General features: G+C 65.6%; 13 protein-coding genes. 5 read left to right on the top strand and 8 right to left on the bottom strand.

Annotated features, from left to right (window positions below; genetic code table 11):
- Positions 1-12: 12 nt before the first annotated feature.
- From lpxK to UB31_RS15070, 6 genes are read right to left on the bottom strand one after another with little or no spacing between them, the layout of a single operon-like run.
- Positions 13-1,029, bottom strand: a complete 1,017-nt coding sequence (lpxK, locus tag UB31_RS15095; protein ID WP_045011383.1) for a tetraacyldisaccharide 4'-kinase — start codon at positions 1,027-1,029, stop codon at positions 13-15.
- A complete protein-coding gene (locus tag UB31_RS15090) occupies positions 1,022-2,356 on the bottom strand; it encodes a 3-deoxy-D-manno-octulosonic acid transferase (RefSeq protein WP_045011382.1) in 1,335 nt (444 codons plus the stop codon). The genes lpxK and UB31_RS15090 overlap by 8 nt, the downstream gene beginning before the upstream one ends.
- Positions 2,319-3,032 (bottom strand): lysophospholipid acyltransferase family protein, encoded by a 714-nt coding sequence (locus UB31_RS15085; protein ID WP_045003857.1) that lies wholly within the window; start codon positions 3,030-3,032, stop codon positions 2,319-2,321. Before UB31_RS15085 ends, UB31_RS15090 begins: the two co-directional genes overlap by 38 nt.
- Positions 3,029-3,274: a DUF4170 domain-containing protein gene (locus UB31_RS15080; RefSeq protein ID WP_045011381.1), complete on the bottom strand. Its 246-nt coding sequence runs from the start codon at positions 3,272-3,274 to the stop codon at positions 3,029-3,031. The genes UB31_RS15085 and UB31_RS15080 overlap by 4 nt, the downstream gene beginning before the upstream one ends.
- A gap of 60 nt (positions 3,275-3,334) precedes the next feature.
- Positions 3,335-4,144: an inositol monophosphatase family protein gene (locus UB31_RS15075; RefSeq protein ID WP_045011380.1), complete on the bottom strand. Its 810-nt coding sequence runs from the start codon at positions 4,142-4,144 to the stop codon at positions 3,335-3,337.
- Positions 4,131-5,522, bottom strand: a complete 1,392-nt coding sequence (locus UB31_RS15070) for a TldD/PmbA family protein (RefSeq protein WP_045003863.1) — start codon at positions 5,520-5,522, stop codon at positions 4,131-4,133. The genes UB31_RS15075 and UB31_RS15070 overlap by 14 nt, the downstream gene beginning before the upstream one ends.
- 276 nt (positions 5,523-5,798) lie before the next feature.
- Here UB31_RS15070 and UB31_RS15065 point away from each other — a divergent pair, with 276 nt between their 5' ends.
- Positions 5,799-6,317, top strand: a complete 519-nt coding sequence (locus UB31_RS15065) for a DUF6101 family protein (RefSeq protein WP_045011379.1) — start codon at positions 5,799-5,801, stop codon at positions 6,315-6,317.
- 119 nt (positions 6,318-6,436) lie between these two features.
- Here UB31_RS15065 and ubiA read toward each other — a convergent pair whose 3' ends face one another.
- Complete coding sequence (gene ubiA, locus UB31_RS15060; RefSeq protein WP_045011378.1) at positions 6,437-7,369, bottom strand: 4-hydroxybenzoate octaprenyltransferase; 933 nt, start codon at positions 7,367-7,369, stop codon at positions 6,437-6,439.
- Positions 7,366-8,034, bottom strand: coding sequence for a hypothetical protein (locus tag UB31_RS15055; RefSeq protein ID WP_045011377.1), 669 nt, complete (start codon positions 8,032-8,034; stop codon positions 7,366-7,368). Before UB31_RS15055 ends, ubiA begins: the two co-directional genes overlap by 4 nt.
- 211 nt (positions 8,035-8,245) lie before the next feature.
- On the opposite strand from UB31_RS15055, the gene UB31_RS15050 reads away from it, so the two are divergent.
- The 4 genes from UB31_RS15050 to hisG all read left to right on the top strand — a co-directional run bounded on the left by UB31_RS15050 (position 8,246) and on the right by hisG (position 12,356).
- Complete coding sequence (locus UB31_RS15050) at positions 8,246-9,010, top strand: 16S rRNA (uracil(1498)-N(3))-methyltransferase (protein ID WP_045011376.1); 765 nt, start codon at positions 8,246-8,248, stop codon at positions 9,008-9,010.
- 613 nt (positions 9,011-9,623) lie between these two features.
- Complete coding sequence (locus tag UB31_RS41450; protein WP_156175346.1) at positions 9,624-9,974, top strand: hypothetical protein; 351 nt, start codon at positions 9,624-9,626, stop codon at positions 9,972-9,974.
- A 250-nt stretch (positions 9,975-10,224) separates the two neighbouring features.
- Positions 10,225-11,382, top strand: a complete 1,158-nt coding sequence (locus tag UB31_RS15040) for an ATP phosphoribosyltransferase regulatory subunit (RefSeq protein WP_045011442.1) — start codon at positions 10,225-10,227, stop codon at positions 11,380-11,382.
- Positions 11,379-12,356: an ATP phosphoribosyltransferase gene (hisG, locus tag UB31_RS15035; RefSeq protein WP_045011374.1), complete on the top strand. Its 978-nt coding sequence runs from the start codon at positions 11,379-11,381 to the stop codon at positions 12,354-12,356. The genes UB31_RS15040 and hisG overlap by 4 nt, the downstream gene beginning before the upstream one ends.
- Positions 12,357-12,365 lie beyond the last annotated feature (9 nt).

Below are 12,365 nucleotides of genomic sequence, written 5' to 3'. Positions count from 1 at the left end.
CACCCTACGAGATTATCGCGTGCTGAAGCGTTTCTCGCGCGCCTTGTAGAGGTGATCGCTGATCAGGCGGCGGAGCGTCGCGGGGTCGTCGAATTCGAGCTGGACCGCGAACGGCACGATGTCGTCAGGCACGCCCTTGCTGCCGCGCAGGCGCGCGAGATCCTTTTCCGTCGTCACCAGCGTCAGTTGCTCGCGCTGTGCGTCCGCGACAAGTGCGGCGATCTCGGCCTGCGAGAACATGTGATGATCGGCAAAGGGGCGCGTGTGCGCGACCTCGATGCCGCTGGCGCGCAACGTGCGGAAGAAGCGCTTGGGATCGCCGATGCCGGCAAACGCGAGCACCGGCTTGCCGAACAACTGCGCGACCGCGGCGGCATCCGGCCTCAAGCGCGCGCGCAGCACCGGCTTGTCGCGCGCGGAAATCGCTGCCGCGACATCGTCGGCGGCATGGCCGTCGCCGATCAGCACCAGCGCATCGGTGCGCGCGAGCTGTGCCTTCAGCGGCGCGCGCAGGGGGCCGGCCGGGAACACCTTGCCGTTGCCGAGGCCCCGCGCGCTGTCGATCACGATCAGCGAGGCGTCCTTCATGATGCGCGGGTTCTGGAAGCCGTCATCCATCAGGATCAATGTCGCGCCTTGCGACTTGGCCAGCGCCACACCTTCGAGCCGATCGCGCGCGACCGCAACCGGCACGTCGCGCGCCATCATCAGCGGCTCGTCGCCGACATCGGCTGCGGTGTGGCGCTCGCGATCGACCATCACCGGGCCCTGCAAGCGCCCGCCATAGCCGCGGCTGAGCACCACCGGGGTCTCGCCGAGCTCACGCAACAGCTTGGTCAGCGCGAGCACGGTCGGCGTCTTGCCGGCACCGCCGACGTGGTAGTTGCCGACGCAGAGCACGGGGATGCCGGCATCGACGCCCTGGCGCAGCAGGCGCTGTGCGGCGATCGCGCCATACAACGCGCCCAGCGGCCGTAATGCGTGCGACTTGAAGGAACGTGGCCGGTACCAGAAGGCCGGCTCACGCATTGGCGGCTCCCATCTCGATCCGCAACTGCATCAGATACGGCTCGAGCGCAGTCATGGTGCGCTCCAGCGCGCCGCCGAGCTGCTCGACCACGCCGTGGCCTGCCCGCTGCATCTTGTCGCGCACGGCGGGATCGGCGAGCAGCTGGCCGAGCTGCTTGACCAGGATCTCCTGCGTCTCGGCCTGGCGCGCGCCGCCGCTGTGATCGAGCGCGGCATAGACATCGGCGAAGTTGAAGACGTTCGGACCATGGATGATGGCAGCACCGAGCTTGATCGCCTCGATCGGATTCTGCCCGCCATGGCGGATCAGCGATCCGCCCATGAACACGATCGGCGAGAGGCGATAGAACAGGCCGAGCTCGCCCATGGTGTCGGCGACATAGACGTCGGTCGCGGCCGAGAGCTGCTCGTCGCGCGAGCGCAAGGCCGGCTTCAGGCCCGAGGCCGTGATCAGGCCTGCGATCGACGAGCCGCGATCCGGATGCCGCGGCACGATCACCGTGAGAAGCTGGGGGAAGAAGCCGACGAGGCTGCGATGCGCCGCGACCAGCATCTCGTCCTCGCCAGGATGGGTCGAGGCCGCGACGATGATGGGCCGGCCCCGCGTCATCGCCATCAGCCGTTCGAGCCTGGCGGGATCGGCGGGCGGCGCCGGCACGTCGAGCTTGAGATTGCCTGTGGTGACGACGTCGCGGCCGCCGAGCGCCGAGAAGCGTTCGGCATCGGTCTTCGACTGCGCGAGGCAAATGTCGAACCGCGACAGCAGCGCCGAGATGGTGCCGTACATCCGCCGCCAGCGCGGGAAGGAGCGCGGCGACATCCGTCCGTTGATCAGCACCATCGGCACGCGGCGCGCAGCACCGGCCAGGATCAGGTTCGGCCACAAATCGGATTCGATGAACAGCGCCAGCGACGGCTTCCAGTGATCGAGGAAGCGCGCGACATAGCGTGGGGAATCATACGGCACGTATTGATGGATGACGTCGGGCGGAAAACGTTTTGCGACGACGGCGGCCGAGGTGACGGTGCCCGAGGTGAGCAGGATGCGCAGATTCAGATCGCGCAAGCGCTCGATCAGCGCGGCCGCGGCCAGCACCTCGCCGACGCTGGCGCCGTGGATCCAGACCAGCGGCCCATGCGGCCGCACGTCCTGGCTGAGGCCGCGCCGTTCGCCGACGCGTGCGGGATCTTCCTTGCCCTGCTTCAGCCGCCGCTTGATCAGCGCAGGCGCGAGCGGCACCAGGCCTGAGGCCAGGCGCTGATACATCCGCAGCGTCATTGGCAGCGCATTAGCCATCTGCGGGTCCCGGGCGGCCGAGCTGCGCATAGGCGCGGCGGGTCGCCTCATTCAGCGTGTCTTCCAGCTCTTGCCGCAGCGCTTCCATGGTGGCGGCGTCGGCATCCGGAGGCACGCTGATTTCCTTGATACCGACCAATGCGCCTCGCCCGAATGGCAAATTGATGGTGGTGCGGTCCCAGTTCTTGAGCCGGATGAAGCGGCTGGTCGCCATTGCGAAAGGCATGATCGGCCGCCCCGATTCCCGTGCCAGCATGATAATGCCGAGCCCGGCCACGCGCGCGCGCTTCGGGACATCGGCGGTCAGCGCGACATTACAGCCGTCCTGGAGCGTTCGCACCATCTCCTTGAAGGCGCCGACCCCACCTTTACGGTGGAAGGCGCTGCCATGGTCGCCGGAACCGCGGATAAGGCCGATGCCGAGCCGTTCCACCGCGATGGCATTGAACTCGCCGTCGCGATGCCGCGAGATCAGGACCTTGGCCCGGTAGGAGTCCTTGTTCTTGATGAAGGGGGTGAGGAAATGCTGGCCGTGCCAGAAGGCGAAGATCGCCGGGATCTGCGGCTCGACAATGTCATAGACCTCGGGCGGATCGAACGTGAACCTGTTGGTCCGCCAGACCAGACGCAGATATTCGGCCGCCAGGACCCCGACGGCACGCTGAAACCAGCTGCTTCGCAGCGTATTGCGAAGCAGTTTTTTCAACGCGCCTTCGATTCTTGATTCGGGTCGAGCAGCCGGTGGAGATGGACGATGAAATAGCGCATCTGCGCGTTGTCGACCGTGCTCTGCGCCTTGGCCCGCCAGGCGGCGTGGGCCGTCGCATAGTTCGGATACAGGCCGACGACCTCGACATCGTCCAGGTTCTTGAAGGTGTTGTGCTCGAGATCGAGCAGCTCACCACCGATGACGAGATGGAGCAGTTGTTGCGGGGCACTATCTGGCATGGGTTCTCTTCCTTACGGGCTGCCCGGCATAGCAGTGATCGACAAGCACAGCGGACGCGCTCAGGGCAAGGGACGATTTCGAAAATGCGCGACAATGCTCGCATGACGATCGCGCCCCGCTGCCACCAGCACCCCGTGCGTGACTTCCCGGCGATTGTAGAGGATGGGGTCTCCGGAGAGGTCGCTCATCCTACCATCCGCTTCCTGCACGATCAAATCGGCCGCCGCAAGGTCCCAATCATGACTGTTGCCGCCCGCAAAAGCCGCATCCAGCCCGCCATGGGCGACCCGGCAGAGCCGCAGCGCAAGCGAACCGATTCGCGGATGCAGCTTGATGTCGCCGCCTAAGGTGTTGAGCCGCTCGACCATCGGCTTCGGGCCGGCGATCCGGGAGAAATCGAGCGCTGAGCCGGTCGTCGCCGTGACCTGTTTGCCGTTGAGCATCGTGCCCTGGCCGCGGGCCGCGAAGAAGAACTCGTCGCTGGTCGGCGCGAACACCGCGGCCAGCACCGGCGAGGCATCCTCGACCAGCGCCACGCTCACGCACCATTCGTCATGGCCGCCCAGATAATTGCGGGTGCCGTCGATGGGATCGACGATCCATGTCAGCCGCCGCGACAGCCGCGTGGAATCGTCGGCGCTCTCCTCCGACAGCCAGCCATAGTCCGGCGTGGCGCCGCGCAGGCGCGCTTCGAGCAGGTCGTTGACGGCGATGTCGGCTTCCGAGACCGGCGAGGACCCGCCTTTGGTCCATTTCTTCAGCTCGGTGCGGAACATCGACAGCGCAAGCGCACCTGCGTCCCGCACCGTGTCCTGCAGCAGCGTTGCGTCACGCGTCAGGATGGTTTCGTTCGCGTCAGCGTCCGCCAAGCGTCAAACCCTCGATGCGCACCGTCGGCGCATTGATGCCGTAGCGGAATTCGAGATTGTTGGCCGGCTGCATCGATTTGAAGATCTCGAACAGATGGCCGGCGATCGTGACCTCGCTGACGGGATAGGTGAGCTCGCCGTTCTCGATCCAGAAGCCGGAGGCGCCGCGGCTGTAATCGCCGGTGACGCCGTTGACGCCGGAGCCGATCAGATCGGTGATGTAAAATCCCTGCTTGATGTCGGCGATCAGCTCGGTCGGCGTCGGCGTGCCGGGTTCGAGATGCAGATTGTACGGCCCGGGCGAGGGCGAGGACGACACGCCGCGATGGGCGTGGCCGGTGGTGGTGAGGCCGAGCTCGCGGGCGGTCGCGCAATCGAGCAACCAGGTCGTCAGCACGCCCTCGTCGATCAGCGCGATCTTCTTCACCGCAACGCCTTCGGCGTCAAAGGTCTGCGAGCGCAGGCCACGCTTGCGCAGGGGATCGTCGATGATGCGGATGTTCTTGGCGAACAGCTGCTGGCCGAGCTTGTCCTTGAGGAAGCTGGTCTTGCGCGCAATCGAGGCACCGTTGATGGCGCCGACGACATGGCCGACCAGCGAGCCCGCTACGCGCGGATCGAACACGACCGGCACCTTGCAGGTCTCGACCTTGCGCGGATTGAAGCGCGCCACGGTGCGCTCGCCGGCGGAGCGGCCGACGATCTCCGGCGACAACAGATCGGCGCCATGCGGGGCGGAGGTGAAATCGTAGTCGCGCTCCATGCCGGTGCCCTCGCCGACGATCGCGGTCGCCGAGATGCCCTGGCTCGAGCGCAAGTAAGATCCGTGGAAGCCGGTGCTGGTCACCAGCACCATGCCGCCCATGCCGGCGGAGGCCGACGCGCCACCAGATTTGGTCACGCCCTTCACGGCAAGCGCTGCGGCTTCGGCTTCGAGCGCGCGGCGCTCGAGCTCGGAGGTCGCGGGCACGTCGGGATCGAGCAGATCGAGATCGGGAAAATCGCGCGCGAGCAGCGCGGGATCTGCGAGGCCAACATATTTATCGTCTGGCGCAACGCGCGCCATCGCCACCGCACGCTCGGCAAGCTTGGTCACGGCATCGCCGCTGGCGTCATTGGTCGAGACCACCGCCTGGCGGCGGCCAACCAGCACGCGCAGGCCGACATCGTCGCCCTCGGACCGCTCGGATTCCTCGACGCGGCCGTCGCGCACCTCGACGCCCTGCGAGATGCCGCGCACCGCGACCGCATCGGCCGCATCCGCACCGGCGCGCTTCGCCGCCTCCACCAGGCGCTGTGCGAGATCGGACAGCGCGGACTGATCGAACAGGTCGCGATTGGCTTTAGGCGAAAGCGTCGAGCTTGGTGAAGGGTTCACAAACGAAATCCTGTTGCGGCGGGAGGTTTCGGGGCGAGACCGGCCCTCAACACCAGATGTGCCCAATTGGCACGGACTTCAAGCGTTTTCGGTCTGCAAAAAGCTCAGATTCGCGAAGCTTGCGCAACGTCTCGTCAATCATGCGCGCCAAGGTCTTGTCAATCATGAGTGGCGGTGAGGTTGGATTAACCAGCCTTTTTAAGCGGTTTCCGAAACCGGCGCGCTAAGGTCCTCGCATCGACCGGGAACATAATCCTGGCGGGGAGAACTAAAGCCGTGAGGCGTCAAACAGCAACATGTGGGGCCAACCCCACCGGGTCGAGCCGCAGTCTGCGGCTCGACCCCCTTTCCCTTCCGGTCCGCTTCGATGCGCATGATCCGCGCGCCGACGGATACACAAGGCAGATCGAGCTTCATCGCGAACGCGTCGTGCTGCGCCGTGCCGTCCGCGGCATGCGGATGGCGATCAATGTCCGCGTCAGCGACTTCACCGGCGTCGCGCTGCGCGGCAATGACGAAGCGCAGACCCTCGTCCTGGTCCATCGCGATCCCTCGCTCTCGGTTCCGCTGCTCGTCAGCACCGAAGGCGATGAGCTCACGGAAGCCTGGGCGATCTGGAGCGAGATCTTTGCGCTGCCGCAACTGGACGAAGGCGCCCGCAAGCCCGCAGCCCGCCGTCGCCGCAGCAACGCGATCCGCACCCGCCGTCCGAAATTCCTGATGCGCCGTCGCACCGCCATGGCGCGTGAGCTGCCGGTTCACCGCGAAGAACGCGAGATCATCGCGCGGAATTGAGCGGCAATCACGATGCCGTAGGGTGGGCAAAGCGAAAGCGTGCCCACCTCTTCTCTCGCAATCGTGGATAAATGGTGGGCACGGCGCAAGGGCGCCTTTGCCCACCCTACAAGTTTGCCTCAAGCCGCCCGCATCACCGCGTCCGCCAACAATCCTGCAAACAGAAGCAAGCCCGCATCCCGGTTCGACTTGAACACGCGCAGGCATAGCGCGGGATCGTCGATCCTGAGCCGCTTGATCTGCCAAGCCAGATGCACGGCGAAGGCCGCAAGCCCGAACCATGCCGGCCAGCGTGCATCACCCGACGCGAGCGCGACGCCGATCAGCATCACCGCGAGCCCATAGAACAGGATCAGCGCCCGATGCGTATGCGCGCCGAACAGGCGCGCGGTGGATTTGACGCCGATCAGCGCGTCGTCCTCGGTGTCCTGATGCGCGTAGATCGTGTCATAGCCGATCACCCAGGAGATCGCGCCGGCATAAAGCACCAGCGCCGTGACATCGATGCGGCCGAAGGTGACGGCAAATCCCATCAGCGCGCCCCAGGAGAAGGCAAGGCCCAGGAAGACCTGCGGCCACCAGGTGACGCGCTTCATGAAGGGATAGATCGCGACGATCAGAAGCGAGGCGATGCCGGTCGCAATCGCGAAGCGGTTGAATTGCAGGAGCGCTACGAGCCCGATCAGCGCCTGCGCGATCATGAAGGCCAGCGCCTGCTTTGTGCTGAGCTGCCCCGACGGCAGCGGCCGCGAGCGCGTGCGCTCGACCTTGGCGTCGAGGTCGCGGTCGGTGATGTCGTTCCAGGCGCAGCCCGCCCCGCGCATCACGAAGGCGCCGATGAAGAACAGGATGATGGTGAGCGGCAGCCGGCTGACATCATGCGCCGTGGCGGCAGCGAGCGCCGCCGACCACCAGCACGGCATCAGCAGAAGCCAGGAACCGATCGGACGATCGAAGCGGGACAATCGTAGATAAGGCCGCGCCCATTGCGGCGCGAGCGTATCGACCCAGTTGCCGGTGGAATCGGCAACGCGGGCGGATGTATCGCTCATCGGGTCAGGATGTTGCCGTTGAGCGTGTCGAAGGTGCTGCCGCCCTTCTTGCCGGCATTGGCTTCCGGCGCCGAGCCCGAACCCAGCACCTCGCTTAGCGACGGCCCGGCCGGACCGCGCGGCTGGTTCTGCATCTGCTGCGCGACCATGCAGACCTTCTTCTGCATGGCCTCGGTGTTCTTGTGGCCGTTCTTCATTTGATCGCCGATCTGCGGCGGAATCCCGCATTTGGCGGCGTGGGATTCGACGTACTTGATCATCTTGGATTCAGCCTGGCTGAAATTGCCGATCAGCTTGCAGGCCTCGTCCGGCGGAGCATGGCGATCACTCGCGGCCTTGATCAGCTTGCCGCGCTTCTCGGCTTCCTCGCGGAGCGGAACGAATGCCTTCATGCAGTCCTCGCCCGGACCGCCCTGCGTCGGCGGTGCCGCGCTGAAGCCGCCCCCAACGGGCGCGCCACCGACGGGTGCGGCGCCGTTGACCGGGAACGAGGCTTGCGGCGCGCCGCCAACGGAGGCGACCGGCGCCGAGCCGTTCACGGGCGGAAACGCGGAATCGGGTGCGGCCTGGCCCGGCAGCGGCGCGGGGAACCCTTGGGCATAGGCTCCCGCAGCGCTCATGGTGACCATGGCGGCAGTGATCGGAACCATCAAACGACGGATCATCAAGATAGTCTCTCCGGCGGGAGCTTACGGGGTTCGGCGTCTTCCCAATTGAAGCGCAACCGGCGCGCTCGCGATTTTACGATTCCCGTCGGCGCTTAACAACCCGTCGAATAGGGCAAGAGCGCGGCGCGCCGACGCACCAATTCGGCAATATTTACCCCCGAAATGGCTGATTTCGGTTAAGAACTGCGGCAAAACGGACTTTTGATCGATGCCCTCCCACGATTTTCGCGCTCCCCGCCTGTTTGTCGATGCCCCCCTCGCCCAGGACGCCAGGGTCCCGCTCGACCGCGACCAGAGCAATTATCTCGGCAATGTGCTCCGGCTTTCCGCCGGCGCCCCGATCCTGGCCTTCAACGGCCGCGACGGCGAATGGCAGGCCGCGATCGAAGGCCGCAAGCGACCCGACAATCTGATCATCCTCCAGCAGGCCCGCCCCCAGGACCGGCTGCCCGACCTAGCTTACGTCTTCGCCCCGCTCAAGCATGCCCGGCTCGACTACACGGTGCAGAAGGCAGTCGAGATGGGCGCCGCCATCCTGCAACCGGTCCAGACTCGCTTCACGCAGGCGTCCCGCGTCAACACCGAGCGCATGCGCGCCAATGTGATCGAGGCGGCTGAACAATGCGGCATCCTGAGCCTGGCTGCAGTCGCCGAGCCGGTGCCGCTCGAGCGCTTCCTCAGCCAACGCGCCACCGACCGACTACTCATTTTCTGCGACGAGGCGGCGGAGGTCGAAAACCCCATTCAGAGCCTGCAAAACGTACGCGACGCTGGGCTTGACCAAGGCAGAGTTGGCATCGACGTCTTGATCGGCCCCGAAGGCGGCTTTGCCGAAGAGGAACGGGCGCTGCTGCTGCGACAGCCCAAAATCCTGCGGCTGGCGCTGGGCCCTCGGATCCTGCGGGCCGACACGGCCGCGGTCGCGGCGCTGGCGCTGGTGCAGGCGGTGCTGGGCGATTGGGGCGGCGGTTAGATTGCTGCATTTCAGCCTGCGAGATCATGGTTCGGTCTAAAATCCCGGTGGCTCTATTGTGCTCACGGGGCAAATCAGCCACGGTTCCACCGAAGATTGTTTTTCAATCAATTCTTAGCCCCGCGTGGCGTAATGTTTGCTTCGGAATAGTCCAGTGGCATCCACCGCGAGCGATATTCTTGAGGGATACGGGGTCTTTCGGGTCACGACGCAGATTTTCCACACCTACGTCCTCAGCTCGGCTGGCGACGCTTGGGGGTGCCATGGGTGGCCAATCGGCGGGTCAATGGTGTGCAATGCCGCTGGCAGCGCAGCGTTCGCTCGGTGCATCGAGGGCGGTGATGACGCCGGTATCTACTACATGCGCACCGGCGTCTGCCATCAGATCGCAAACCGGATCTTATCAGCCGCAGGTATTGAAATACCCATCACAGCTCACACGCAGGTCAGGGCGTCTCACCTTGTCTACGGCAAGTTTGGGCGCAATTATCAGTGGGTTCCAACGTCGAGGCGATGGCCGGACCGGAGACTGCTTTGCCAGACGGCCGTGGTTGGAGCGAGTTCGGAGTCCGCGAGTTCTAGTTCGGGGCTTTCAAACGGGATCAGTCGCTCCATGAGCCAGCCCCTTTCGAACGATGATTCTTCCGATATGCGCCTGGAGTTGTCTGCGCTGGTCCAGGCGGGTCTTGGTCACACCGTCGATGACGCAACATTGACGGCCTTGGCTGACATGCAAGCTCTTCTGCAAGGCCGGGTTGGCGAACTCGGTGGCATGCTGACGGAGCGCCGCATCTCCCGCGCGCGATACCTCGAAGAGCTTAATCGGCTCCTGTCCGACGTCTCCTCGGTCGGCGAGAAAATCTTGGGCTTTGAGGATTTTCACAAGGTATTCGGTGAACTGAGCGCCGATCAGTTGGGTGATACTGCTGCTTTCCTGACGGCTCAGGACGAGATCAGCCGCTAATTGCCTTCCCAACGCATCTGCGCTTTTTGCTGCCTCCTGCAGCCGCCGGCTTGGTACGATTCCCAATCTCTCCAGAGCCGATCGGCGTAGCCACACCGCAATCCATCGTTCAAGTCGGGGCCAAGGCAGGGCAGCTGCCCATTAAGCGATTGATCCTTTGGAGGTCGAAACCGGTTTCCGGCCATGCTAAGGGCTGCGCCAATTGCCTTCCCTTGCCCTGCCCGGTTCCACCGGGACGATGGATCCCGAGATGACCGCGACTGCCACCTCAAATGCTGCCGGCTCCGCCGCCTGGGCGGATACGCTGCTGCTGTCGTTCGCGCAGGCCGGTTATGTCAGGGCCGAGCCCGCCATCCTGCAACCGGCCGAGCCATTCCTGGACCTCTCCGGCGAGGACATCCGCAAGAGCCTGTATTTGACGACGGACCTGTCCGGCGAGGAGCTCTGCCTGCGCCCGGACCTGACGATCCCCGTGGCGCGCGATTATCTCGCCTCCGGCCGCGCCGGCCAGCCGGCAGGGTTCAGCTATCTCGGCCCGGTGTTCCGATACCGCAGCGGCCAGGCCAGCGAGTTCTTGCAGGCCGGCATCGAGTCGTTCGGCCGCCAGGACCGCGCCGCCGCGGATGCCGAGATGCTGGCGCTGGCGCTGGAAGCGACCGCCGCCTTCGGCGTCCGCGACGTCGAGATCCGGACCGGCGATGTGGCGCTGTTCAATGCGCTGCTCGATGCGCTCGACCTCTATCCGGTCTGGCGCCGCCGCCTGGTCAAGGATTTCAACCGCAAGATCAGCCTGGAGCAGGATCTCGAGCGGCTTGCGCAGGCGACGGTCACCACGCGCAGCGAATATGAGGGCGTGCTGGCGGCGCTCGCCGGCTCCGACCGCAAGGCGGCGCTGGCCTTCGTCACCGATTTGATGTCGATCGCCGGCACCACCAATGTCGGCGGCCGCACCACGGCCGAGATCGCCGACCGCTTCCTCGAACAGTCGACGCTGAAGGGCGGTGCGCTGCCGCGCGAGGCGATCGCCGTGCTCAAGCGCTTCCTCTCGATATCGGGCAATCCGGACGATGCGATCGCCGAGCTGCGCGCGCTCACGGCCGATGCAAAGCTCGACCTCGCGGCTGCGATCGATCAGTTCGAAAGCCGGGTCGGCTTCATGGCCGCGCGCGGCATCGACGTGAAGGGGACGCGCTTTTCGACCGCGTTCGGGCGCGGGCTCGACTACTACACCGGCTTCGAATTCGAACTGCATCACAGGGGCAACGGCACCGAGCCGCTGGTCGCCGGCGGCCGCTATGACGGGCTGATGACCCAGCTCGGATCGGCGGAGCCGATTGCTGCCGTCGGGTTCTCGGTCTGGGTCGACGCGCTGACCAGGATCGGCCGCAAGGTGGGAGCTTCAGCATGAGCGCGCCATTCGTTCTGGCCGTTCCCTCCAAGGGCCGCCTTCAGGAAAACGCCGAGGCCTTCTTCGCCCGTGCGGGGCTCAAGCTGTCGAAGGCCGGCGGCGCCCGCGACTATCGCGGCACGATCGCGGGTCTCGACAATGTCGAGGTCGCCTATCTCTCGGCGAGCGAGATCGCTTCTCAATTGGCCCGCGGCTTCGCGCATCTCGGCGTCACCGGGGAGGACCTGGTGCGCGAGAACATCGCGGACGCCGACAAGCGTGTGTCCCTGATCGAGGAACTCGGCTTCGGCAACGCAGACGTCGTCGTCGCGGTGCCGCAGGCCTGGATCGACGTCCGCACCATGGCCGACCTTGACGACGTCACCACCGGTTTTCGCGAGCAGCATCACATGCGGATGCGCGTCGCGACCAAGTTCATCAACCTCACCCGGGCCTTCTTCCAGAGCCACGGCATCGTCGACTACCGCATCGTCGAAAGCACCGGCGCGACCGAAGGCGCGCCCGCGGCTGGCGCCGCCGAGATGATCGTCGACATCACCACGACCGGCACAACGCTCGCCGCCAATGGCTTGCGGGTGCTCGACGACGGCGTGATCCTGCGCAGCCAGGCCAATCTCGTTGCTTCGAGAGACGCCGACTGGACACCGGAGGCGCGCGAGACCGCGCGCGTCATCCTCGATCACATCGCGGCACGGGCGCGGGCCAACAAATACCGCGAGGTCCGCACCCGCTTCCGGCAGTGCGACGCGGCCCTGCTCACTGAGGCCCACAGCCGCTTCGGCGTCGAGACCCCGTTTGGCGGGCCGACCTCGTCAGGCATGCTCACGCTGCATTGCCCACCGGGGCAGCTCTATGCGCTCGCGAGCTTCCTGCGCGAGCATGGCGCCGAGAGCGTCTCGGTGGTCTCGCTCGACTACGTGTTCGACCGGGAGAACCCGCTGTTCGCCAAGCTCGAAGCGTTCCTGCGGCAGTGAGCCTCAGGT

This window comes from Bradyrhizobium sp. LTSP849, from assembly GCF_000938255.1.
Lineage (GTDB): Bacteria > Pseudomonadota > Alphaproteobacteria > Rhizobiales > Xanthobacteraceae > Bradyrhizobium.
This window is presented reverse-complemented; position numbering and strand designations above follow the sequence as displayed.